At 69.9% G+C, this 23,258-nt stretch carries 26 protein-coding genes and 1 pseudogene; 15 read left to right on the forward strand and 12 right to left on the reverse strand.

All coding sequences use genetic code 11. The features are described 5' to 3' along the window. The first annotated feature begins 40 nt into the window (after positions 1-40). Together NM1_RS14480 and NM1_RS14485 are read left to right on the forward strand one after the other, a co-directional pair. Positions 41-580 (forward strand): LOG family protein, encoded by a 540-nt coding sequence (locus NM1_RS14480; RefSeq protein ID WP_068019656.1) that lies wholly within the window; start codon positions 41-43, stop codon positions 578-580. 193 nt (positions 581-773) lie between these two features. Beyond that, positions 774-1,232: an SRPBCC family protein gene (locus NM1_RS14485; protein WP_084519616.1), complete on the forward strand. Its 459-nt coding sequence runs from the start codon at positions 774-776 to the stop codon at positions 1,230-1,232. Positions 1,233-1,412: 180 nt separating this feature from the next. On the opposite strand, the gene NM1_RS14490 is transcribed toward NM1_RS14485, so the two are convergent. From NM1_RS14490 to NM1_RS44820, 5 genes and pseudogenes are all read right to left on the reverse strand, one after another. Further along, entirely contained in the window at positions 1,413-1,961 is a 549-nt protein-coding gene (locus NM1_RS14490; RefSeq protein ID WP_373864042.1) for a hypothetical protein, read from the reverse strand. Continuing rightward, the gene (locus NM1_RS14495; RefSeq protein WP_068019662.1) at positions 1,961-3,082 is read right to left on the reverse strand and encodes a hypothetical protein; all 1,122 of its coding nucleotides are present in this window, start codon (positions 3,080-3,082) and stop codon (positions 1,961-1,963) included. The genes NM1_RS14490 and NM1_RS14495 overlap by 1 nt, the downstream gene beginning before the upstream one ends. A gap of 43 nt (positions 3,083-3,125) precedes the next feature. Further along, positions 3,126-3,527 carry a FixH family protein gene (locus NM1_RS14500; RefSeq protein WP_068019664.1) on the reverse strand — a complete coding sequence of 134 codons (402 nt, stop codon included), beginning with the start codon at positions 3,525-3,527 and terminating at the stop codon, positions 3,126-3,128. A 100-nt stretch (positions 3,528-3,627) separates the two neighbouring features. Beyond that, on the reverse strand, positions 3,628-4,017 hold the full coding sequence (locus NM1_RS14505) for a DUF8832 domain-containing protein (protein ID WP_068019665.1): 390 nt from the start codon (positions 4,015-4,017) through the stop codon (positions 3,628-3,630). Between the two features lie 268 nt (positions 4,018-4,285). Beyond that, positions 4,286-4,609: pseudogene (locus NM1_RS44820) on the reverse strand (hypothetical protein); the annotation flags it as partial. Here NM1_RS44820 and NM1_RS14515 point away from each other — a divergent pair. Both NM1_RS14515 and NM1_RS14520 read left to right on the forward strand, forming a co-directional pair. Beyond that, positions 4,509-4,745 carry a hypothetical protein gene (locus tag NM1_RS14515; RefSeq protein ID WP_147289072.1) on the forward strand — a complete coding sequence of 79 codons (237 nt, stop codon included), beginning with the start codon at positions 4,509-4,511 and terminating at the stop codon, positions 4,743-4,745. The pseudogene NM1_RS44820 and the gene NM1_RS14515 sit on opposite strands and share 101 nt — an antisense overlap. Before the next feature lie 122 nt (positions 4,746-4,867). Then, entirely contained in the window at positions 4,868-5,194 is a 327-nt protein-coding gene (locus NM1_RS14520) for a hypothetical protein (protein ID WP_157123914.1), read from the forward strand. Between the two features lie 441 nt (positions 5,195-5,635). Here NM1_RS14520 and NM1_RS14525 read toward each other — a convergent pair whose 3' ends face one another. Further along, the gene (locus NM1_RS14525; protein WP_068019672.1) at positions 5,636-6,247 is read right to left on the reverse strand and encodes a TetR/AcrR family transcriptional regulator; all 612 of its coding nucleotides are present in this window, start codon (positions 6,245-6,247) and stop codon (positions 5,636-5,638) included. Positions 6,248-6,374: 127 nt separating this feature from the next. Here NM1_RS14525 and NM1_RS14530 point away from each other — a divergent pair, with 127 nt between their 5' ends. Together NM1_RS14530 and NM1_RS14535 are read left to right on the forward strand one after the other, a co-directional pair. Continuing rightward, positions 6,375-7,490 carry an Rv3169 family protein gene (locus tag NM1_RS14530; protein ID WP_068019674.1) on the forward strand — a complete coding sequence of 372 codons (1,116 nt, stop codon included), beginning with the start codon at positions 6,375-6,377 and terminating at the stop codon, positions 7,488-7,490. Beyond that, positions 7,487-8,521: a phosphotransferase family protein gene (locus tag NM1_RS14535; RefSeq protein ID WP_114699736.1), complete on the forward strand. Its 1,035-nt coding sequence runs from the start codon at positions 7,487-7,489 to the stop codon at positions 8,519-8,521. The genes NM1_RS14530 and NM1_RS14535 overlap by 4 nt, the downstream gene beginning before the upstream one ends. Before the next feature lie 74 nt (positions 8,522-8,595). Here NM1_RS14535 and NM1_RS14540 read toward each other — a convergent pair whose 3' ends face one another. Continuing rightward, a complete protein-coding gene (locus NM1_RS14540; RefSeq protein ID WP_068019676.1) occupies positions 8,596-8,829 on the reverse strand; it encodes a hypothetical protein in 234 nt (77 codons plus the stop codon). A 70-nt stretch (positions 8,830-8,899) separates the two neighbouring features. Further along, complete coding sequence (locus tag NM1_RS14545; protein ID WP_068019678.1) at positions 8,900-10,030, reverse strand: alkaline phosphatase PhoX; 1,131 nt, start codon at positions 10,028-10,030, stop codon at positions 8,900-8,902. A gap of 250 nt (positions 10,031-10,280) precedes the next feature. Here NM1_RS14545 and NM1_RS14550 point away from each other — a divergent pair, with 250 nt between their 5' ends. Further along, complete coding sequence (locus NM1_RS14550; protein ID WP_068019680.1) at positions 10,281-11,624, forward strand: lipase family protein; 1,344 nt, start codon at positions 10,281-10,283, stop codon at positions 11,622-11,624. A gap of 209 nt (positions 11,625-11,833) precedes the next feature. After that, a complete protein-coding gene (locus tag NM1_RS14555) occupies positions 11,834-12,397 on the forward strand; it encodes a cupin domain-containing protein (protein WP_068019682.1) in 564 nt (187 codons plus the stop codon). Positions 12,398-12,400: 3 nt separating this feature from the next. Here the strand turns inward: NM1_RS14555 and NM1_RS14560 are convergent, their stop codons facing one another. The 3 genes from NM1_RS14560 to NM1_RS14570 form a co-directional block, all read right to left on the reverse strand. After that, positions 12,401-12,988, reverse strand: coding sequence for a TIGR03086 family metal-binding protein (locus tag NM1_RS14560; protein WP_068019684.1), 588 nt, complete (start codon positions 12,986-12,988; stop codon positions 12,401-12,403). A 63-nt stretch (positions 12,989-13,051) separates the two neighbouring features. Then, positions 13,052-13,567 carry a DUF3558 domain-containing protein gene (locus NM1_RS14565; protein ID WP_084519617.1) on the reverse strand — a complete coding sequence of 172 codons (516 nt, stop codon included), beginning with the start codon at positions 13,565-13,567 and terminating at the stop codon, positions 13,052-13,054. Positions 13,568-13,640: 73 nt separating this feature from the next. Next, positions 13,641-14,189: a TetR/AcrR family transcriptional regulator gene (locus NM1_RS14570; RefSeq protein WP_068019691.1), complete on the reverse strand. Its 549-nt coding sequence runs from the start codon at positions 14,187-14,189 to the stop codon at positions 13,641-13,643. Between the two features lie 112 nt (positions 14,190-14,301). On the opposite strand from NM1_RS14570, the gene NM1_RS14575 reads away from it, so the two are divergent. Beyond that, the gene (locus NM1_RS14575; RefSeq protein ID WP_068019693.1) at positions 14,302-15,468 is read left to right on the forward strand and encodes an aromatic ring-hydroxylating oxygenase subunit alpha; all 1,167 of its coding nucleotides are present in this window, start codon (positions 14,302-14,304) and stop codon (positions 15,466-15,468) included. A 57-nt stretch (positions 15,469-15,525) separates the two neighbouring features. Beyond that, positions 15,526-16,344, forward strand: a complete 819-nt coding sequence (locus NM1_RS14580) for an LLM class F420-dependent oxidoreductase (protein WP_068019695.1) — start codon at positions 15,526-15,528, stop codon at positions 16,342-16,344. Positions 16,345-16,456: 112 nt separating this feature from the next. Here NM1_RS14580 and NM1_RS14585 read toward each other — a convergent pair whose 3' ends face one another. Continuing rightward, positions 16,457-17,431 carry a DUF5996 family protein gene (locus NM1_RS14585; RefSeq protein WP_068019697.1) on the reverse strand — a complete coding sequence of 325 codons (975 nt, stop codon included), beginning with the start codon at positions 17,429-17,431 and terminating at the stop codon, positions 16,457-16,459. Positions 17,432-17,566: 135 nt separating this feature from the next. Here NM1_RS14585 and NM1_RS14590 point away from each other — a divergent pair, with 135 nt between their 5' ends. The 5 genes from NM1_RS14590 to NM1_RS14610 all read left to right on the forward strand — a co-directional run bounded on the left by NM1_RS14590 (position 17,567) and on the right by NM1_RS14610 (position 23,210). Continuing rightward, a complete protein-coding gene (locus tag NM1_RS14590; RefSeq protein WP_068019699.1) occupies positions 17,567-18,397 on the forward strand; it encodes a MerR family transcriptional regulator in 831 nt (276 codons plus the stop codon). After that, positions 18,394-19,113 (forward strand): hypothetical protein, encoded by a 720-nt coding sequence (locus NM1_RS14595; protein WP_211339484.1) that lies wholly within the window; start codon positions 18,394-18,396, stop codon positions 19,111-19,113. Before NM1_RS14590 ends, NM1_RS14595 begins: the two co-directional genes overlap by 4 nt. Before the next feature lie 5 nt (positions 19,114-19,118). Further along, complete coding sequence (locus NM1_RS14600; protein ID WP_246011564.1) at positions 19,119-19,817, forward strand: DUF4166 domain-containing protein; 699 nt, start codon at positions 19,119-19,121, stop codon at positions 19,815-19,817. Then, the gene (gene hrpB, locus NM1_RS14605; RefSeq protein WP_174556875.1) at positions 19,814-22,261 is read left to right on the forward strand and encodes an ATP-dependent helicase HrpB; all 2,448 of its coding nucleotides are present in this window, start codon (positions 19,814-19,816) and stop codon (positions 22,259-22,261) included. Before NM1_RS14600 ends, hrpB begins: the two co-directional genes overlap by 4 nt. Positions 22,262-22,547: 286 nt before the next feature. Continuing rightward, complete coding sequence (locus NM1_RS14610; protein WP_068019702.1) at positions 22,548-23,210, forward strand: peptidylprolyl isomerase; 663 nt, start codon at positions 22,548-22,550, stop codon at positions 23,208-23,210. The last annotated feature ends 48 nt before the right edge of the window (positions 23,211-23,258 follow it).

Below are 23,258 nucleotides of genomic sequence, written 5' to 3' on the forward strand. Positions count from 1 at the left end.
GCGTACTCCTGGTTAACGAATGCGCAACTACAGTGGCCGGATGAATATCTGTGTCTTTCTGTCGGCCGCCGATCTCGACGAGCGCTACACCGGCCCCGCCCGCGAGTTCGCGGAACTGATCGGCAAGGGCGGGCACACGCTGATCTGGGGCGGCTCGGACGTCGGGCTGATGAAGGTGGTGGCCGACGCGGTGCAGGACAGTCGCGGCCGGTTGGTGGGGGTGTCCGTGGAATTCCTGGCCAACAAGGCTCGGGCGAACGCCGACGAGATGATCGTCGCGGCCGATCTGGCCGAGCGGAAGGCGCAGTTGCTGGCCCGGGCCGACGGGGTGGTCGTGATGGTCGGCGGCACGGGAACCCTGGACGAGGCCACCGACATTCTGGAGCTGAAAAAGCATGGGCTGCACCGCAAGCCGGTCGTTCTGCTGAACACCGCCGGGTTCTACGACGGGCTGCGGCAGCAATTCGAGCGGATGGACGCCGAGGGATTCCTGCCGATTCCCCTGGACGAGCTGGTGTACTTCGCCGACGACGGTGCCGCGGCAATGGCCTATCTGGAGAGTGTGGTCGGGGTGGAGTGAACCGGCCTGCGCGGACATGAATCGACAGCGCGTGGCAATAGCTGCCGTGACGACTCGATTTGTGACCGCACAGACCGGTCCTGGGCGCTGACTCGGCAGCATCGTGCCCGCAAGCTCGAAAACGCTTGTGGCAGAACGTGTACGTTACGATGCGGATGTGACCTGACCGTCGCGAGAGCGCCCGGGGTGTCGTATGCGAACTGTGATGGTGGCGGTGAGTGCCGATATCGCCGCTCCGCCGCCGAAGGTGTGGGAGCAGGTCGTGGACTGGGAACGACCGCGGGACTGGGTGCTGGAAGCGGCCGAGTTCCAGGTTGTCTCCACTCAGCACACGGGGGTCGGCGTGATCGTCGAGGCCACGGTCGGCGTGGGATGCGTGCGCACGGGGGACCGGTTCCGCACGGATGTCTGGCAGCCGCCGGACGGTTCGGGCAGCGGCCACCTCGGCCTCGCCCACCTGGGGTGGGTCGAGGGCCGCGGCGACATCCACCTGACATCACTGCCCGACGGGCGGACCAGGCTCACCTGGCGCGAACGCCTGCAGCCGCCGCTGGGATGGGTGGGCGAATTCGGCCTGCGCCTCGTTTCCCCATTGCTGGCCTGGACCTGTCGGCGCGAGCTGGCCCATCTGCGGGCATCGGTGGAAGCGTAGATTCCGGCCCAAAGCACGCCGGAAATGAGGTGAGCGCCAAGACATATTGGTCTCACCGGTCTCCAGCGTGCCGACCCTTGCATTTCCCGGCGTGCCGACCCTTACATTCCCCGGCGTGCTGACCTGTTCATTTCCCGGCATGCCGACCCTGTTCATTTCCCGGCATGCTTTTGGCCGGGATCACGCCGTCGCGACCGGCTCCCGGTCACTTCGCCGCGTACGGCGCCATACATAGCCCAGGAAGCCGACGAGCCCGACCAGGGGGAGTGCGCTGAGCGCCCAGCTCAGCGACAGTGGCGGGCCGGGCTGCTCGAGTACTGCGAGGTCGCGCAACTCGCCGACGCCGTGCCCCTGGGGGCCGTCGATCTCGAAGCGGAAGGTCCAATTGCCTTCCTGGTCGAGGGATCTGACGTCGAGGCCCCAGACCTCGCGCTTGCGGGGATGCCGGGACAGCGGCTCGGGCCGGTAGGTGCGCCCGTTGGGCTGGGTCTCCACGAGATTGCCGGACTTGCCGTCGATACCACCGTCGGGCAGGAAGGTGAAGTCCAGCGATTGCAGCGCGTGCAGCGGCCATTCGCTGAAACCGACGGTGATGCCGTAGGGCCCGGCCTGCACGCGTTCGGTGTGTGCGATGTTGACCGGTTCGTACGCGGCGGCGGTACCCGCGGGGATGGTCGTGAGGCCGAGGACGATGAGCAGCGTGGCGGCCGCGGACAGCGCTCTGGTGATCACGCGCGTGCTCCTTCCGGTGCGGCGAGGCGCAGCATGGCGCCGAACCGCCAACCCAGGAATCCACCGGCGGCGCCGAGCACGCCACCGGCGACGGCGGTGGCAACGATGACGGTCGCGGCGGGCAGGCCCCGGTCGTAGATGAGGACGCTCTGCCATGGCGCGCAGACCGCGATGATCAGGCCGCCGAGCCCCCCGGCCAGCGCGGGGACGAGCCGCGAGTCGCTGCCGGTACGCCGCAGCAGCAGGTCGACCACGACACCGACGGGGAGCAGGCACAGCGGGATCAGGGCCGGGGTGGACGGAATGATCTCGTTGTTCTCACGCATCGGCAGGCCCACCGCATCCGCGTAGGCCTGCGCGGCCCACGGTGCGAACCACCAGAACACCCCCTGCATCGCCGCCGCGGTAGCGGCCACGATCGTTGCGCCCCAACGCCGGAACCCGGCCCCGGTCAGCACCAGCATCACGACGATGAAGGCGGTGACCGCGGTGGTCCACCGGACGGTTCCGGTGGACAGCTGCTGAACGGCCAGCGCCGTGATCACGCTCGAGGTCACCAGGTGTCCGAGGCAGAGCAGGGCGCCGAGCCATCCCCACAGCTGGTCGCGCGCGGCGGCGAACACGATCACCGTGCCCACCGAGGTGACGGTGCTGGACAGGAACAGCCCGATGTGCGGCGGCGAGTCGATCACCGCGTCGAAGCCGTAGAGGGTGTGCCACCACAGATCCCACAGCCCGTACAGCAGGAACGATGCCGCGCCCAGGCTGGTGACCAGGTAGCCGAGCGGCGCCGTGAAGGTGCGGCCGAAGACGCCGATGCCCGGGCCGCCGAGCGCCGGATCCACGGCGTTGCCGCGCCGACCGGCGGAGGTGGTGGCGAGAATGACTGTGAGACCGGTGAATCCGGAGATGGCCGCGCTGGCGTAGATGAACAGGTGCGGCACGGTGAAGAAGGTGTCGGGGCCGACGTCGCTGTGCCACTGGATATCCCAGGTGGCGCCGACGGCCCAGGTCAAGGCGGCGAGCAACAGGATCGATGCGGGCACCCAGGGCCGGACGGCGCCGGTGCGGTCGGCCGTGGTGGCGGCGACGGCCGGTGGTGAGGCGGTCAAATCCATTGGGCTGCTCCTGATTTCTCTCGATGTTCAGGCCGTGCGGTGATCACGTCGCACCGACGGAGAAGGTGGCGGTGCCGGTTCCCGGCGGGCCCGACACATCGACGGTGATCTCCCACTGCCCGGACATGGGCAGGTCCACGGCGGCGCGATAGTGGCCCGGCGCGGTGGCCTCGGCCGGGGCCGGGGGTAGGGCATGACCCATCTGCGGCATGGCGGGCTCGACCAGCACCCGGGTCGGCGCGGCGGGATTCTCCTGGCGGTCGGTGATGTCGAACTCGATCGTGTTGGCGCCCACGCGCAGGGGGCCGGTGAGCTGAACGAGGTAGGGGCCGGCCGGGATTCGCGATGGCTGCTCGTCGCTGTCGTCCGGCCACCACAGCCATGCCGCGAGCGCGGCGATGACGGCGGCGAACGCCACGAAGACGAGCACATCGCGCCGGTTCATCGCGCGCCTCCGGTCCGGCGGCGCAACTTTGTGGGATGCGTTTCGCCGCCGTCGGGCGGGTTCGTCTGCGCGGCGATATCGGCCGCACGCGGAGCGCTTGTCATTGCGGCACCTCGGCTTTCACGTCGACGACGGCGGGGACGGTCATCACCGAGTAACCGCGCTCGGCCTGTGCCCAGACGAGATACCGGCCGGGCAGCGGGAAGGTGTAGGTGAACGCGACGTCCGGGCCGTAGGCCGCGACGGTCTCGTCGGGCGCCTGCGCACCCGGGCCCAGCATCGGCGGCATGGCGTGCGCGTGTGCCCAGACGGGCGCGGTGACGGCGGAGGTTCCGGCGGGCGGCCCCTCCGGCAGCGGGCCGACGGCGATGAGGTGGCCCGCCATGCCCAGCCACGGCTGCAGATCCGCCGGTCCGCCGTAGTGCGCGGTGAGGGTGCTCGGAGCACCCGCGATCAGTTCGGTTGCGGTGAGGGAGGGTGCGATGGGCACCGTGTAGCCAGGGGTCTGCGGCGCTGGGGAACTCGTGCCTTGCGCGGGAGGCGAGGTGGTCGTTATCGGCGACCCTCGAGGTTGTGTCGGCTGTCTGCGTGGGTAGCTGCGGGCCAGGAGCCTCTGTGCCAGAGGCGTTTTCGGCCGCAGAGGGTGCACCACCGACGCGAAGTGCCGAGCGCAGCAGTTGCACTCCGCCGCCGCGCCTGCCGATTTCGGCGGCGACCGCGTAGTCGCCGGGTTGGGGGAGGTGCAGGCGGAGCTGATACGTGCCGGGCGCCGTGCGGATCGGATGCCGGTGCCACAGTTGTCCGCCGGGCCCGACGATCATCAGGTGCATCAACGCGTCGTCGACCGCGAGCAGATCATCGACGGGCCGCCCGGTCGCACTGTCGATCAGCGACAGCGTCAGCTCGGTCGGACGGCTCGCATCCGCCGGCTCGGGCGTATGCAGCGCCAGGTTGGCCGGCGGGCGTGAGTAATTCGTGGTCGTGGGCAGATCGCGCTCCGGATACGGGTCGTCGATGCTGTCCGAGGTGGGATCGAGCAGGCTGCCCGCGGGCCGGGGCGCCGGGGCGCCGCCCGACAGCACGGCGCCGGTGACGCCGACCGCCAGCGCCGCGACCATCGCGCCCGCGGGCAGCAGCGTCGGCCACCCGCGTCGCGAGATCAGCGCCGTACCCACCGAGACCAGCAGCAGCGCGCCCGCGGCGACGAATCCGCCGTAGGCGGCCCGCTCCCACGGCGTGATCACCGGCGCCGCGACGAGGAACGGAATCCGCGCGACCCGCTCGCCGTCGCCGACGGTCAGCTCCCACGGTCCGGCGTGATCCACCCGCAGATTCGCCGGATGGGGACCGGCACGATCGGTGAGATCCACCGTGGCCGACGAGCCCGAACCGGCCCGGTCGACGGGAAACGCGTTGAGCGCGAGCGTGCCCGGGGCGGTCCCGGCGTGGGTGACGATATCGACGCGCAGCGGGCCGGGCACGGGTTCGGCCCGGCGCACGATCACGGTGAGCTCCCGGTCGCCGAGGGATTGTGCGACCGCGAGATCCGCACCCGCCGGACCGCCGTCGGCGCTTGCCGCCGCACCGCCGAGCAGCTGCGTGCCCAGCAGGCAAACGCAGATCGCCACCGCCGCACCGCGAATGCCCCGCATGTCAGAGAGGTCTGAGCGTGGTCGCCGCCGTCACCTGCCGGGCCGGTCCCGCGGGCTCGGGAGCACGGGAAACACGGTGGACAGCGGCGAGGCGAACAGTCGACGGCGGCAACACCACACCGATTATGCCGTGCATCCCAATGTGTTTCACCGTCCGAATTCCGCGACCCCGGCCAAAAGCATGCCGGGGATGACGGGGGCAGCGTGCCGGGATGCTTGGGGCAGCGTGCCGGGATGACGGGGGCAGCGTGCCGGGATGCTGGGGGTGGTGTGCCGGGATGCCGGGGGTGGTGTGCCGGGGATAGCGGGGTGGTGTGGGGATAACAGGGTGGCTCGGCCTTCTCGCACCCCCTGTCTATTCCCGCACTTCTTGCACGTGCTGCAGGGCGTGCGGGGGTCAGCCTGGGGTGCGAGAACCAGTTAGGAGGTGCGGGGGCGGGTTAGGGGTGCGGGGTGTCAGGGGTTTGGCGGGGTGGCCAGGCGGACCAGGGCGTCGGCGGTTCGTTGGCAGAATTGGTCTGCGTTCTCGTCGCCGCGGGTGAGGGCGCGGATCAGGGTTGCGCCGCGCAGGAATTCGAAGATCGTGTCGACGTCGCAGGCCGGGTCCGCCCGGCCGGCGCGGGCGGCCGCGGCGATGGTCTCGCGCAGTGCGCCGCGGGTGGGCTCCTCGCCGCGGTTGATCAGGCGGCGGTAGCTGTCGTGGTCGTCGTGGTACGCCGACAGCAGGCCGGGGATCGCCGAGCGCGCGGCGGGGTGGTTCGCGACGGAGACGAACAGCCGCGTCCAGGCCAGCAGGTCGGCGTGCAGGTCGCCCGTCGGGGGCGGGTTGGCGCCGGTCTCGAGGGCGAAGACCGCGTCCTCGACGAGCTCGCGCTTGCCGGGCCAGCGGCGATAGATCGACGTCGTGACCACGCCCGCGCGGCGGGCGACGCCCTGGATCGTGGTGGCCTGATAGCCCTGCTCGACGAGCAGTTCCTGGGTCGCGCGCAGCACCTGCTCGTCCAGTTGCGGGTCGCGCGGGCGCCCGGGGCGGGCGGTCCGTTCGGACCCGAGGGCCGGTTCGGTCACGAGTTCTCCGATGCTGTCGTGCGGGTGCGGGACCAGCTTAGCTGGCAGTTCTTTCAAATACGCAACACAGCGTATTCAAATAACCTACCTTGAAACGCGTTCCACCCGTACTTCGAGAGGACCGTCCATGTTGACGCCCCAGGACGAACTGCTCTGCCATCAGCTGCCCACCACGTTCGACCATGTGCTGCAGAGTGATCTGCGCTGGACCGAGCGAATAGTGCTGTACGGCTTCGACACCGCCGGATCGGTCAGCGTGATGACCGGCATGGCCCGCTACCCCAACCGCAACGTGACCGACGCCTACGCGATGGTGACCGTCGAGGGCAAGGCGCATGTGGTGCGGCTGTCGAGCGAGATCGCCGGTGGCCCCGCCGATCTGGGCGCCTGGCAGGTGGGCCCGTACCGCTACGAGATCGTCGAACCGCTGCGTCACGTGCGGGCCACGCTGGGCGACAACGACTTCGGGCCGCGGCTGGAACTGAACTTCCACGCCCGGTTCCCCGCCTACGAGCAGGAGCCCGCCTTCTTCCGCAGCCGCGGCAGGGTGCGCGAGGACGCGCGCCGCTACTACCAGAACGGGACCATCTCCGGATGGCTCGAGGTCGAGGGCGAGCGCATCGAGATCGACCCGGACACCTGGTGGTTCGGCCGTGACCACTCCTGGGGCACCCGCCACGGTGGTGGCGGCGGCAGCCTGCCGGAGGGGGAGGGGCTGCAGCCGCCGGACGTTCCGGACGGCGTCCTGTACTTCATGGGCATCTTCGAATTCGACGACGAGCTGGTGCATTTCGCGCAGCGCGAGACCGCCGACGGACAGCGGTGGCATTTCGAGGGCACCGTCGCGCCGCCGATCGATTCGGGGACGCCGCCGGTGCCGATCCACACCGTCGAGCACGATCTGCGCTTCCGCGACGACCTTCGCGTCGTATCCGGCGGTTCGTTCCGCGCCCACGCGGCGGACGGGACCACACGGCAGCTGACGATCACCCCGGTGTCGGACTTCTGGCCCGGCCTGGCGGGTTACGACCGCTACCGCGACTACGCGTCGGGGATGTGGAAGGGCCCGTCCTACGGCGACGGATTCACCGTCGATCTCGGCGATACCGAGGAACTGCGGCCGGTGAGCATGCTCAGCGAGACGTTCTGCCGGGTCGAGTGCGACGGCAAGGTCGGGCACGGATTGGTCGAGATGGTGTTCGTCGGGCGCAACGCCCGCTACGGGTACGCGGGGTATCGATGATCGCGCGACTGTCCGCGGAGCAGCTGCCGTCTGCCGTGGAACCCGTACTGCGGCAGCGGATTCCCGGTGCGGAACGGGCCACGATCCGGGACTGGTCGGCGAGCCCGCGCGGATTCGCCACCGAGACCTACCTGTTCGATCTGGAGTCGCCGGAATCGACGGTGCCGCTGGTGCTCCGGCGTCCGCCGGAGGTGGCGCTGTTCCCCGATTACGACCTGCTGCGGCAGGTGCTGGTGATGCGGCGGCTGGCCGGCACCACGATCCCGGTCCCCGCCGTGCGCTGGCTCGACCGGGTGGGTGAGACGACGGGCGGGCCGTACTACGTCATGGATCGCATGCCCGGCGAGGCGCCGAGCGACTACCCGTCGTATCACACCGCCGGGATCTATCACGCCGCCGAGCCCGAACAGCGTGCCCGCATGTGGTGGGGCTGCGTGGATGTGATCGCCGAGGTGCACCGGCTCGACTGGCGGGCAATGGATCTGGAGTTCCTCACGCTGCCCGGCGACGGCGCGGGCCCGGTGCGGCGGATCGCCGACTATCTCGCGGCCGCATTGTCCTGGGCCGCGCCGGAGCCGCCACCCGCGCTGCGCCGCGGCGTGGACTGGTTGCGCGCCAACGCCTACGAGCCCGACCACGTCACGCTGTGCTGGGGCGACGCGCGAATGTCGAACATCCTCTACGACAGCGACTTCCGCGTCACCGGCGTGCTGGACTGGGAGATCGCCTACCTCGGCGATCACGAGGCCGACCTGGCCTGGCTGCTGTTCCTGGACTGGGCGTGCAGCGAATTCGAAGGCCACGCACGGCTTCCCGGCACTCCCACCCGCGAGGAGACCGTCTCGTACTACGAGCGGCGCACGGGCCTGCCGGTCCGCAACCTGCGGTACAACGAGGTCCTGGCGGCCGTCCTACTCAGCATCCCGCTGCTGCGCATGGCCCACCGCCTGCGGCTACCGCCCGAAATGGATCTCACGGCATTCTGCGCCCGCCGGATCGAGGACCTGGTTCCCCATCCCGCCGGTGAATAGCCTCCCTCCGTCCCACGACAGCATCCCGTCGTGGGACGGGGTCTTCCGTTGTGGAGCTTGCCATCGGCGAGCGACTACCGCGAAAGCCGCTGGCGGAGAAGGTCCTTGCCCTGTTCGGCGCCCTTGCGGCTCTCGGCCTGTGCGCGGCGGAAGAACTCCGACAGCTCGCGGTCGCCGGAGCGTTCGGCGTCGGCGGCGTAGTTCTCCATCCGCAGCGCATTGCTCAGGCAGGCCTCGGTGAACCAGATCAGGTTGTAGTCCTTGTCCGGAGTGCCGGTGACATGGCCTGATTCGGTGGACTGTGTCATGACGCTGCTCCTTCGTGTCGCGTGCTGACTGTCGTGTCCTCGCGCTACCCGAGGCGCGGTGTCCGAAACGTCAGCGCCGGAAGGGGCCGGTGATCTCGTAGGTGATGCCGTCCGCGCTGTTTCCCGTGGTGCCGCGCTGTGAGGAGAAGTAGAGGCGGTTGCCCGCGGGATTGAAAGCGGGGCCGGTGATTTCGGAGGCGTCGGAGTCGGCCACCTGGAGGAACGGGGCGACGTTGCCGCCCGCGATGAGGCAGATCTGCATATCGCCGCCGTCCTCGGCGACGAAGAGGTCGCCGTTGGCGGCACCGGTCACGTTGTCCACGCCCGACAGTTCCGCATCGCCGTCGTAGGCGACCGAGAGCCGGTTGTTCGCGGCGTCGAGCGCCCAGACCCTGTTGTCGCCCTTGGTGGTGAACCAGCAGGTCCCGCCCGCGTAGTAGCAGCCCTCGCCGCCGTTGAAGGCCTTCGACTCCGGAACCTGGCGGCGGGTCGGCGCGGAAGCCCCTGCGCGGTCGGGGATCTCGCGCCAGCTGACGGCCCCGTCGTTCTCGACGAGCACCTCGAGCCGCCCGGCCACCAGCGCGGGCCACACGGCGGGGACGAATCGGTAGAAGCGGCCGTCGGGGCGGTCCTCCGTCATGTACACGACCCGGCGTTCCGGGTCCACGGCGCACGCCTCGTGGGTGAACAGGCCCATCTCGGGCATGCGGACCGCCGGGCGCAGGCCCCACGGGTCGGTCTCGAAGACCGCGCCGCCCTCCAGCTCCTCGCACGACAGCCAGGTGTTCCACGGTGTGGCGCCGCCCGCGCAGTTGAGATTGGTGTTCGACAGGGTGCGGTGGGCCCCGAGGATCGCGCCGTCCCCGCCGAATTTGATCGCGCCGACGCCGCCGGTGCCGCTGACCTCGCTGTTGGATACGTAGATCCAGCCCGGGCCGTCGGCGAAGCACGCGCCGCCGTCCGGTGCGGGGTGCCAGACGTAGTTCGTCCGCTCCACCGGCTGCCCCGACCGCGCGACGATCCGGCTGGTGAAGCCCGCGGGCAGCGACACCCCGTTGGCGTCGGGGCCCGACAGCGGGCCGTAGGGCGATTCGCCGGCCGCGGCTCCGGCCCGGAAGGCGTCCAGCCAGGACGCACCTCCGAACGCGGCGGCGGCCGCACCGCCGGCGACGCTGACTCGCAGGAAACTTCGACGATCCACCGGGCACCTCCGAAACGTGTCGACTTTGCCGCACCCGCCAGCAGACGCTGCGGACAGTAGTGCAGTCGCGCCGACGGCGCTACCCGGCGTGCGGGCGTTTTGTGCACTCGAACAAACCGGGTCCGGGGAAGTCGAATATCTGCCGATACTGCCCGGTGATCGGCGGCCGTACTGTGCATTCAGCGGCTACGGGGGTCGCGGCTGGACAAACTGCCCGAATGCGGGTGGCGAATGGAGAGTGTCTTCGATGATGACAACGTTGCGTCGTCGAGTGGTACCGCTGGCGGCGGCCGGGGCGGTCCTGATGAGCGTGGTCGGCGGTAGCGGGACCGCTTTCGCCGAGCCCGCATTCCCGCCGTCGTTTCCGCCGGATCAGAATCAGCTGCCGCAGCTGCCGCGCGAGCCCGATATCTATGACGCGCTGCCGATTCCGGCGCCGGACAACGACCCCTGGTACGACGATCCGGCGAATCTGGCGGATTTGCAGCCGGGCGACATCATCCGCAGTCGCGTGGTGCAGACGAGGCTGCTGGGCCTCCCGGTTCCGGTATTCAGCAAGCAGCTGCTGTTCCGGTCCAACGACGTGCACGGCAATCCCATCGCGACGGCCACCACGGTCATCGTTCCGGGCATCCCGTGGGTGGGCAGCCCGCGGCCGGTGATCTCTTTCCAGGAGGCGATCGACTCCACCGATTCCTCCTGCAATCCATCGCATACGCTGCAGGTCGGCACGTTCAAAGAGATTGCGCTGGCGCAGTATTGGATCGCGCAGGGTTTCGCATTCAACATTCCCGACTTCGACGGCAAGTACAACACCTTCGCCACCTATGACGAGGGCCAGATGGTGCTCGACAGCCTGCGCGCGATGAAGAACGACGCGTCGCTGGGCCTCACCGATTCCGGTATCGGCATGTACGGCTTCTCCGGCGGCGGTTCGGCCACGGCCCGCGCGGCCGAACTGCGCCAGAGTTACGCGCCCGACGTGAAGATTCTCGGCGCGGCATTCGGCGGCACGCCACCGGATCTCACCGCCATCGCCGATTACGCCACCGTGTCGCGGCCCGGCGTCACCGGAATGAGCAGCTTCACGATGTGGCTCGGCGCGGCCGCGCTGGCGCGCGAATTCCCGGAGGAGTTCGATCCGAAGCGGTTGCTGAATGCCGAGGGGCAGCAGATCATCGCGGACCTGAACAGCCGCTGCGTCTATTCCGCGGCGCTCACCGGCATGTACCGGCCGATCAGCGACTACTACGCGCCGGGCTCGCAGGGCCTGAACGATCCCGCGATTCAAGGCGTGTTGAAGAGCCAGAGCCTCGGCAAACACATTCCCGATATCCCGCTGCTGTGGTGGAACGGGGTGTGGGACCAGCTCATCCCGGCCTCGATCGTGACGCCGGGGGTGAACGACTACTGGCAGCGCGGCGCGGATCTGCGGTACTACACCATGCCGGTGCCCGAGCACATCACCAATGCGGTGGCGGGCTGGCCGCCGGCGGTTGCCTGGCTCAGCGCGATCCTGCGCGGCCTGCCGCCGGGGCCGAAGTTCAAGCTGGACTATCCGTCGCCGTTCCCGCCCGGATTCCCCGGCGCCTGAGGTCGTAGCCGCCCGCGGATCGTATCCGCGGGCGGTCGGCCGTTCCGCCCGAGTCGACGCAGTGGAAAGGCGAGGTTGACGTTGCGGAAACCGGGTCGTTGACGCTACGGCAACAATGCGGCCTTATCGTCAAAATGGTTTTGGCACAATGGCTTTCGAATGCATCCGATTGGTAGGGTCGGGTATCAGCGAACGACCTTAGGAGTGCCGTGTCTTTCCTGTCTCCCGACTACCCGGAGATCCTCTACGACTGTGACGAGGGCGAGGTCTCCGCGAGCTTCCGCGCCGCCGACAGCCCGCCGGACTACACCTCCGGCGACAGCACCTTCCACTACCTGTCCACCAGGTTGTCCACGAACGGGCTGTTCGGGCTCTACAAGAACCACATGGGACCGGCCGTGGGAGGCACCAGCACGCATTTCCACAAGACGATGTCCGAGTCGTTCTACGTGCTGTCGGGAGAGATCCACGTCTTCGACGGCGAACGCTGGTTCGACGCCGCCCAGGGCGACTACCTCTACATTCCGCCCGGCGGCGTGCATTCGTTCGGCAATATCTCCGGGGAGCCCGCGGATTTTCTGATGCTGTTCGCGCCCGGTGCCGCGCGTGAGGGCTACTTCGAGGGCCTCGAGCACGTGGCGGGGATGACCGACGAGGAGCGGGCGGCCTTCTTCGTCCGGCACGACAGCTTCTTCGCCGATATGGCCAAGGGCCCGGGCGCGGATTCCTGGGAAGACCGCGCCGCCCTCCGCAGGTCGTTCAAGACTCGCTGACCCTCACGGCCGACGGCCCACATAGGCGGCCAATCGCGTGTAGATGTCGGCGTCGCCGGAGATCCGCACGGCCGGGCCGAACTTGCCCGCCTCCTCGTCGCGGGCCTCGGACGGCACGTAGCGGCTGAACCAGGCGAGCGCCGCCGCGGCGAGATCCGGGTCCAGCCCGGCGAGCCGGGACGTCGCGTGGGCGAGATCCCAGGAGTGCACGGTGAATTCGTGGGTGTAGGCCGTGAGCGTGTCCCGGCCCGGCAGCGTCGCCCACGGCAGCGTGATCGTTCGGTCGAGTACCGCATCGTGCTGCCAGACGTGCTCGACCTCGGCACGGGCCCCTTCGAACGCTCCGGCGCAGTCGTCACCGATATCGGCGACATCGGGTAGCCCCGCGGCGCTCTGCCCGGCACCGAGGCGCGCGAGCTTGTGCAGGACGCCGGTCATATGACCGCACAACGCGCGAACGTCGTATTCGGTACAGGGGGTGGGCTCGGCGAGTTCCCCGGGCCGCACGGCGCGGACCAGCCGCCCGGCCTGGTCCAGGGCTCGCCCGAATTGCGGTCGCGGGTCGACGATTTCGGCATCCGTTCCATCCATACCGGGCACGCTATCGAGCCGGACCGACAACTTCCGACAGGTGCGGACTGCTCCACTTGCCGGTTATCGGCCGACGACGGGCTCGAGCGCAGTAGCGATGCGCTCGGCGCGGTCACACACCGGCTCGAGGAAGCTCTCGACGCCGACCATGAAGATGCCGCCGGTCGTCTTCAGCGCCACCCTGCATCCGCCCTCCATCTCGATGACGAGGGCCGGGCGGGTGTTGACGGTGGCGTCCCGCGCGACGCCCTTGGGTTCGACACGCACGGCGTCGAGGGTCGCGGCGCCGGAGAACAGGCCGGTGCCCGAATTCGGAAATTGGCAGATCGAGTAGAACTGCCCGTTCATGGTGCTGTCCGCGTGTTTCCGGGTGGAGGGGTCGATACCGGCGGCGCTCAGCGTCGCGTCGGGGATATCGCAGGGATGCGCGAACGCAGGTTGCTGCGATGCCGGGGAGCTTTCCGTGCTCACCGCGGGCGCCGAAGTCGGTGCGGGGACCGGGGAATCGGTCGTCTCGCTCGAACAACCGCTCACGAGTGCGGCGCCGAGCAGTACGGCACAGGCCGTAGTGAACCTCATCCTGTGCAGCGTAATCCCGGAACCATCCGTCGTCACGAGGATCGTGATCCATTCGGGCTCTTCGGGTTCCGGCTCAGCGGCGGCGGGCGCCGTCGAAGAACAGGGAGAGGGCGGCGCCCGCCGGGTCGCGATGCGCCGAGGGCGTACCGCTCATGCCGATGGCGTAGACGATCCACAGCAGCGTGTCGACGAGCCAGTCGGCGGGCTGGTCGGCACGCAGGTCGCCGCGGTCCTGCGCGGTGCGCACCAGGTCGATCAGCGGGCGTTTCCATCTCGTCCAGCGGCGGGCTATCCGGTGGTCGAAATAGTCCTGGTGGCTGGTCAGCAGTTGCAGCAGCCGCACCCGGTCGAAGCTCTCGCGGACGACGGCGGACAGTGCCTGGTCGACCGGCTCCCTCCTCTCGACCACGTCGCGCATCAGTTGCTCCGTGTCGTCCAGCACGCGGATGTGTGCCGCGCGCCGCAGGGCGTTGCGGTCGCTGAAGTGCCGGTAGAGCGTGCCGCGCGCCAAGCCCGCCGTCGTCGCGACATCGTCCATCCGCGGATCCGGATTCGCCGGGGCGACCAGCCGCAGGTAGGCCTCGATGATCCGTTCGCGGTTGTCCGCCGCATCCACGCGCACGCACCGAGGTTAGCGGTCACCGCGGTAAGTGAGACATGTGTGTCTCATTTTCCTCCTACGGTGATGGCAGCCGGGCCCCCGTCCGGCACCAGCGCCAAGAGGAGGAGAAGCCATGCCGCACAAGGTGAATCAACTCGCCGGGGGAGTCGGCTCCATCGACCCGGAGGAGGTGGACCGGCTGCTCGGCCGCCGCCACGCCCTGCCGTCGGCGTTCTACCACGACCCGGAACTGCATCGGCTGGAGAAGCGGCTGCTCCTGAACCGGGCCTGGCAGGCCGTCGGTATCGTGGGCGAACTGCGCGACCCGGGCGACTATCTGACGACCGATGTCGCGGGCGTCCCGGTGGTGGTGCTGCGCGGGCGGGACGACACGCTGCGGGCATTCGTCAACGTGTGCAGGCACCGCGCCAACGTGATCGCCACCGGCAGCGGCAACTGCCGCAGCCTGCAGTGCGCCTACCACGGATGGACCTATTCGCTGGACGGGTCGCTGAAGGGGATTCCGCACCGCGACCAGGGCGACCTGCCCCCCGCGGACACGCTGGGCCTGCGGCCCGTCGCGGTGGACGTGTTCGGCGGCATCGTCTTCGTCTGCCTCGAACCGCAGGAGTCGCTGCTCGACCAGCTCGGTGACATGCCGGACATGATGGCGCGCGCCGGATACGACTTTCCGTTCGCCGCTGCGGACGGCGGCCCGACGCCGCTGACGACCGGCACGGAGGACCGCGCCGACGTGCGTGCGAACTGGAAGCTCGTGGTGGACAACGCCAATGAGTGCTATCACTGCCCGACGATCCATCCGCAGACGATCTGCGCCGTCACCGGTGCCGATTTCGACTACGAACTCAATACCCGGGGAAAGTTCGGGATGGTCGTCGGCCAGCATCTGACGGCGAAGTGGCAGGCGAAGTTCCCCGCGGGCAAGTCCGGCAGCCAGTACGGGTATGCCCAGTACACGTTGTGGCCCAACACGATTGTCGTCAGCGGATACGTCGGCGAGCACATCCTCCGGCTCGAGCCCACCGGTCCCGGCACCACGCGTACCGTCGCCCGCACGTACCTGCGGCCGGACCTTCCGGCCGGACCGGTCGGCGAGATGAACGCCGTCCTGTTCGGGCAGGGCGTGGACGAGGACATCGAGGTGATGGAACGGGTGCAGCGCGGCCTGGAGTCCGGCTACTACGAGCCCGGCCCGCTCATGAACGGCCCCGAGGGCGTCATTCATGCCTTCCAGAAACAGGTTTGGGATGCTCTGCGCCCGGCATTCCGGGAGGACTAGTGTGCCGGATTACCGGTTTGCGGAATACTCGCGGGCGCGCTCGGGGTTCGGCTTCATATGAAGATCGGGATCAATACCTTCATCACCGACGAGGGCATCAGCGGGCCGAAATTGGGGCGTGCGCTGGAGGAACGCGGGTTCGAATCGCTGTTTCTGGCCGAGCATTCGCACATTCCCGTCAGCCGGGAGTCGCCGTATCCGGGCGGCGGGGAGCTGCCGCGGGTCTACTACCGCACCCTGGATCCGTTCGTCGTGCTCGGCGCCGTCGCGGCCGTCACCGAGCGATTGATCCTCGGCACGGGGGTCACGCTGCTGATCCAGCGCGACGTCATCCACACCGCGAAGGAGGTCGCGACCCTCGACCGGCTCTCGAACGGCCGCGCCGTCTTCGGCGTGGGCGTCGGCTGGAACCGCGAGGAGATGGCCGATCACGGGACCGACCCCCGCACCCGCGGCGCCCTGCTCGACGAGCAGCTCGAGGCCATCCGGGAGATCTGGGCGAAGGACGAGGCCGAGTACCACGGCCGCTTCGTGAACTTCGATCCGATGTACGCGTGGCCGAAACCCGTGCAGCAGCCGCACCCGCCGATCTACATCGGTGGCGGCGAGGCCGCGGCCGAGCGCGCGGTCCGCCACGGCGTCGGCTGGATCCCCAACGGGGTTCCCGATGCGGCGTCGGTGCCCGCGCAGCTCGCCCTGCTTCGCGCGGACCTGCCCGTCTCCGTGACACCCGTCGTCCCCGATCCGGCGGTCCTGGACGCCTACGCCGAGCGCGGCGTGGAGCGGGTGACCTTCGCGCTCCCGACCGTCCCGGAATCGGAATCGCTGCGCGCCCTGGACGATTTCGCGAAGCTGGCCGACCGCTACCTCACCTAGCCGATCCGGGCGAACGCTGGATGATTGCTGTGTATCTCCGCCATCGCCCTCGACATCGTGGTGATCCGGTCGATCGCCACCTGGAGCCCCGAGGAGTCCTGAACGCCACGGCCTACGCGGGCCATTCCGGCCAGCGTGGGTTCCGGTGTTCCAGTACGGGGTCGGTGATGCCGTTCCAGCAGGCGAGCTGGGCGGCATCCCAGCCGTCGAGTTCGGCGGCCGACGCGTAGACGGACTGGAAGAACGCCAGCGCCGCGCGGACCGGGTCCGGGGTCCGGCGGGCCTCGTCGTAGGCGTAGTAGGCCGAGTGCCCGGACCCCGCCGACACCCAGCGCGCGCCCTCGGGCAGCGGCCGGTCGGCGAGGCCGGGCGGCTCCGGTGCGGCGTAGGAGTAGAACGTCGGCTCGGGCACCTTGTCGTCGCCGAACCAGAATCCGGCGCTGATCTCCTCGCGCGAATACGACTCACGGGTGACCGAGTCGACGTCCGCCGACAGTTCGACGTGCCGCTCGGAGAATCGCTGCACCGCGAGATCGAAGGTGTGCCAGAACAATTGGACCGGGCTGATCTTGCCGGAATAGGTGGCGCTGAACTCCTCGAGGATGCGTCCCACCTGGCTGGTCACCCGGAACGCCGCGCGTGCCCGGGCCGGGTCGTAGTCCGCGTGCTCGGTATCGTCCTCGAACGGCCGGTGCGCATCCGGGAGATCGAACGGATGCGGGTGGGGGAGAACGACATTCACGCCCAGATCGGATAGGCTGCGCATCACGTCCCGGTAGAACGTGGCCACCGACTGCCGGGGCAGGTCGATCTCCGCCTCGGTCCCCCGGTCGGTGGCGATTCGCAGCACATCGTCGAAAAAGTCGAAGGCACAGGTGAATACGGGCCCGTCGTGCGCGGTGCCCAGCGGCACGGTGGTCCAGCCGCGTGCGGTGAGCCGGTAGGTCATATGCCACCAGTGATTGCGGCGGATGCCCGCGGCGAGGGCGACCTTGCCGACGATCTGCGCGTACCGATGCAGCGTCTCCTTGGTGGGCCGCCAGGACTGCAGCGGCAGCGCGGGCAACAACTCGGGAGAGTCGGTCATACCCAAACGGTACGGCCGGGCGCGTGTGATTGCTATGAAATTGCCCAGTGCATCGTCCGATGGGCGCAGATGGAGGATTCGAGCATTTATTAGAAGAGTATTGACTCGACGATTGCATGCTGGAATGGTGAGGGCATGCGCGAGGTCGAGTTCACCGTCGAGAGTCTGGCTGCCCGGGCCGGTGTTCCCACCAGCACCGTGCGGATGTATCAGACGAAGGGGCTGCTGCATGCCCCGCGCCGCGCAGGCCGCACGGCGCGCTACGACACCTCGCACCTGGAGCGCATGGAACTGGTGCAGCGCTTGCAGGACCGGGGGTTCTCGCTGGCCTCCATCGCCGCGCTGCTCGCCGCTCGCGCGCAGGGCGCGAGCGTGGCCGACCTGCTCGCGCTGCCCGGAGGGCCGGAGGACTGGGTGCCGCTGGGCTTGCGCGAGATCCGCACCGTCATCAAGGCCAAGGATCTGCGACCGGCGTTGCTGCGCAAGGCGACTCGGCTCGGGCTGATCCGCTGGCAGCGCGGCAGGCCGCAGGCCCGGCGGTGGGCGCTGGCCAGTGGGCTGCGGGTCGCGGAGCTCGACATCCCGGTGACCGATGTCCTGGATCAGTTCGCCCGGCTGCGTGCCCGCACGGACGAGATCGCGGCGGATTTCGCCGAGGTCTTCGAGCGAACGCTGTGGCCGCGGATCCAGCAGGGCAGCACCGAGGCCGATCAGCTCGACCAGGTCCGCGCGCTGCTGGAGGAACTGACGGGCATCGCCGAAGGGGTGGCGGTCGGCGCGCTGCGCGAGTCGATGCGCGACCTCGCGGAACGGTTCGCCGCGCGCCACGAACTGCTGCCCGCCGAGGGGGAGGCCCCCGCCTGGGCCGATCGCCCCGTCCCCGTTCTCAGCGAACGCCTGCTGGAGCCCAGCTCGGCCGACGACGACGCCGTCGACCGATATCTGAATGCCGAGGACAGATCGTGAACAATCTCTACATCGAGACCCGCGTCCACGCCGAGATGGACCTGCTGTGGGAACGCACCCAGAACCCGGAAGAACATCGCCGCTGGGATCTGCGCTTCACCGAGATCGACTATCTCCCAAGAGAACCCGGGCAGCCACAGCACTTCCGTTACGCGACCCGCCTGCTGCCGTTCCGTCCGATCGCGGGCACCGGGACCAGCGCGGGCGACCGCGAGCGGCCGGACGGCAGCCGCACCTCCGCCCTGCGGTTCGCCTCCGCCGACCGGCTCTCGCTCATCGAGGAGGGCAGCGGCTACTGGCGATATATCCCCACCCCCAACGGAATTCGCTTCTACACCGGGTACGGCTACCGCGTGCGCTGGGGTCGATTCGGTGCGGTCGCGGATCGGGTCTTCCGCCCGGTCATGGGCTGGGCCACCGCATGGTCCTTCGATCGGCTGCGGCTGTGGTGCGAACGCGGCGTCTCGCCGCGCCGCTCGCTGCTGTACGCCGTGTTCGAGTTGCTGATTCGCGGGGCGATTGTCGCGGCAGTCGTTGTGGCACTGTGTGTTTCCGATCCGTCCGTCCTGTGGTCGGCGGCGCTCGCGGGGTGTGCCGCCGCGGCTGTGCTGACGCCGCCCGGCCCCGCGACCCCCGCGGCGCGGCGCTGCCTGCGCACGCCACCGGCCCGGGTGACCGCCCCGGCGCTGCTGCACGAGTTGGAGGGTACGTCGTGACCTCGATGTTCCGGACGGTCCTCGGGGCCGATTTCGATCGCCTGCATCCGCAGTTGCGCCGTCGCTTCTCGGTCGGCCTCGACGGCAACGAGGGCTGCCTGGGCACCGGTGTGATGGAACACGTCTGGCACGGGCGGCGCCTGGTCCAGCCGTTCCTCGCGCTCGGCGCCACCCGCAACATCCTGCTGCCGCGGACCGGCACCGATATCCCCTTCACCATCGAAAACATCCCCTACCGGGACAGTTTCGGCCGGGAGACGGTGTCGTTCGTGCGCACCTTCGCGTTTCCCGGCGACATCCGGCGCTTCGACGCGCAGATGGTCCTGGACCCACGCCGCGACCGGATCGTCGACTACCTGGGCACCCATCAGCACCTCGCTTCCGAGTTGCACCTGTCGGCCGAGCCGGACGGTTCGCTGCTGATCCGCTCGGGCGATCTGCGATTGCGCAAGGGCCCGTGGGGATTACGGTTGCCCGCCGGTCTGCACGGCTGCGCCGAGGTCCGCGAATCCTTCGACGACACCCTGGGCCGGTTCCGCATCCGGGTGCGGGTGACCAACCCGATCATCGGCCCGATCTTCGGCTACCAGGGCACCTTCACCGCCGAATACGTCGACGCCCGCGCACACGGTGTGCGACCTGGTCTGCGACCCCGCCGGGAAGAGCCGAGGGAGCGGTCCCTCTTGCAGACCGGTCGGCAATGATGCTGCCCGAACTGCCTGATCTACCCGTCCGCGCGGTGCTCGACGAGGTCGTCGGCACGCTCGCCGAGCGGGGGACGGCCGTGCTGGTGGCGCCGCCGGGGACGGGCAAGACGACCCTGGTTCCGCTCGCGCTGGGTGCGGGTGGTCAGGGGCGGGTGCTGGTGGCGGAGCCGCGGCGGCTGGCCGCCCGTGCCGCCGCGGCCCGGATGGCCGCCCTGCTCGGGGAGCCCGTCGGGGCCACCGTCGGGTACTCGGTGCGCGGCGACCGGCGGGTGGGACGCGAAACCCGGATCGAGGTCGTCACCTCCGGCCTGCTGGTGCGCCGATTGCAGAGCGATCCGGAACTGGCCGGTGTCGATGCGGTCGTGCTCGACGAATGCCACGAGCGGCACCTCGATGCCGATCTGCTGCTCGCGCTGCTGCTCGATGCCCGCGCGGGCCTGCGTCCGGATCTGCGGGTGCTCGCGACATCGGCCACGGTCGCCGCGGACCGGCTCGCGGAACTACTCGGTCCCGAAGCGCCCGCACCCGTGTTGCGGGCGCGCGGTACGACCCATCCGGTGGAGATCGACTACGTCGCGCCGATCAAGGGGGAACGGCTCGAGGCCCACGTCACCCGTGCCGTCCGGGCCGCGCTCACCCGGACCGATGGTGACGTCCTGGTCTTTCTGCCGGGCGCGGCCGAAATCCGGCGTGTGGCACAACAACTCGGCGATCTCACCGCCGTGGACGTGCTCCCGCTGCACGGACGGCTGTCGGCCGCGGCGCAGGACGCGGCACTGCGTCCCGGCACGCGGCGCCGGATCGTCTTGTCCACGGCCGTCGCCGAATCCAGCCTGACCGTGCCCGGAGTGCGCGCCGTCGTGGACTCCGGAGTCGCCCGGGTGCCGCGCATGGATCACCGCCGGGGGATGTCGGGCCTGGCCACGGTGCGCGTGTCGGCGGCGGTGGCGGAGCAGCGTGCCGGGCGCGCGGGCCGGGAGGCGCCCGGCCGGGTGTGGCGGTGCTGGCCCGAGCACGAGCACAGCACGCTGCCCGCCTATCCGGAGCCGGAGATTCGCACCGCCGACTTGACCAGGCTCGCACTGGAATTGGCGTGCTGGGGCACGCCGGACGGAAGCGGGCTCGCGTGGTGGGACGCGCCCGCCCCGGGGGCGCTGGCGGCCGGACATGAGGTATTGACGGCGCTCGGAGCACTGGACGGCTCGGGCGGTATCACCGAGCGCGGGCGCAGGATGGCCGGGCTGGGGTTGCATCCGCGGCTGGCCCGCGCGCTGCTCGACGGTGCGGCCGAGGTGGGGGCGCGCGCGGCCGCCGAGGTGGTCGCGCTGCTCGACGACGAAGCGTCGGCACCGGCCACCGATCTGGTCGCCGCTCTGCGGGCACTGCGGTCGGAGCGGCCCCCGCGCTGGCGGCGGGAGGCCGACCGTCTCGCCCGGCTCGTCGGTGAAACAGCGGGCGCACCAGCAGATTCCGAGGATCCGGCGCTGATTGCCGCGCTGGCCTATCCCGAGCGGCTGGCGCGGCGACGGGCGCCGGGTTCCGCCAGTTACCTCACGGCGGGCGGGACCGCGGTGACACTCCCGCCGGGCGCCGGGCTGACCGACTCGCAGTGGCTGGCCGTGGCCGTGGCGACCCGCGACCCGGGCCGTTCCGAGGGGCGAATCCGCTTGGCCGCCACCGCCGATGAAGCGCTCGCCCGCCGTGCCGCGCCGGCGCTGCTCGTGCGTGCCGACGAGGTGGACTGGGTCGACGGCGATGTGGTCGCGCGCCGGGTGGAGCGGCTCGGCGCGATCGTGTTGTCGGAGCGGCCGTTACGCGATCCCGATCCGGCCCTGGTCGGCCGGGCCCTGCGCCGGGGTCTCGGCGCGGCCGGGCTCGACCTGCTCCGTTGGGACGACGAGGCCCGCGGGCTGCGTCAGAGGCTGGAATTCCTGCATCGCACCCTCGGCGCACCGTGGCCACCGGTGGACGATACGGCGCTGCTGGCGGATCTCGACGGCTGGCTGGCGCCCGAACTCGCCACCGCGCGCCGCCGCGCCGACCTGGAGCGCATCGACGCGGGGCTCGCCCTGCGGCGGCTGCTGCCGTGGCCCGCGGCCGCGCGGCTCGACGAGCTTGCGCCGGAACGCATTCCGGTGCCCTCCGGGAGCCGCGTCCGGGTCGACTACTCCGCGGACCAGCCCGTCCTCGCGGTGAAGGTGCAGGAGATCTTCGGCTGGACCGACCCGCCGCGCCTCGCCGACGGCCGCGTATCGCCCGTCCTGCACCTGCTGTCGCCCGCCCGGCGGCCCATCGCGGTGACCGCCGACCTGTCGTCGTTCTGGCGCACGGGCTGGCCGCAGGTTCGTGCGGAGCTGCGCGGCCGCTACCCGAAACACGCCTGGCCGGAGGACCCCACGACCGTTCCGGCGCATCGAGGAACCGCGCGCAATGCGACCTAGGCCCGCCGCGCGCAACGCGATCTAGGTCGGCCGCGTGTGACGCCACCGAGGTCGGCCGCGCGTGACGCCGCGTAGGGCCTGCGGCGCGTAACGCGATCTAGGTCCGCGGCGCGTAACGCGATCTAGGTCCGCCGCGCGCAATGCGACCGAGGTCGGCCGCGTGACGCCACCGGGGTCGGCCGTGTGACGCCACCGAGGTGCGCCGCGCGTAACGCACCCGAGGTCCGCGGGCAACGGCCGCCGAGATCCGCCGACGAAGTCGGGCGGACTCGATTAGGTTGCGACTATGAGATCGCGTTGGGCTGCCGCGCTGGCCATTGCCGTCCTGTCGTTATCGGGCTTGGTTGCGGGTGCCGCCACGGCCTCGGCCGGGCCGCCGGTGGTGTTGTGCTCCTATACGCCGACCCCTGGCAATCCGGCGGCCCGGCCGGTACTGCCACCGCCGCCGATCGCCCCGGCCGTCGGCACCGTGGATGTCACGTTCCACTTCGGTTCCGGCCCGGTCACCGTGCGCCTGGACCGGGCCGGGGCCGCGCCGTGCGCCGTGCAGAACATGGCGAGCCTGGTGCTGCAGCGCTTCTACGACCAGAGCCGGTGCTGGCGGCTGACCGACAACGCCCGGCTGGGCGTGCTCCAGTGCGGAGACCTCTACGAGGTCGAAAAGGGCGGCCCCGGTTACGGTTTCCCGGACGAGGTCGACGGCACCGAAACCTACGGCCGCGGCACGGTGGCCATGGGCAATCAGGGCCCGGGCACCAACGGCAGCGAATTCTTCATCGTCCATTCCTTCGCCAACATCCCGCCGAACTACTCGGTCCTGGGCCGGGTCGTGAGCGGTATGGAGGTGCTGGACGGAATCGTCGCCGCCGGAATAACTCCCAGCGACCGCGCCCCGGGCGATGGAGAGCCCACCGCGCCCGTCACCATCACGAGCGCGAACCTGGCCTGATCGGCCACGCACCCTCCCCGTAGTTCCGGCACGCTTTGGCCGGAATCC

It is taken from the genome of Nocardia mexicana NBRC 108244, from assembly GCF_001613165.1.
Taxonomy (GTDB): Bacteria; Actinomycetota; Actinomycetes; order Mycobacteriales; family Mycobacteriaceae; genus Nocardia; species Nocardia mexicana.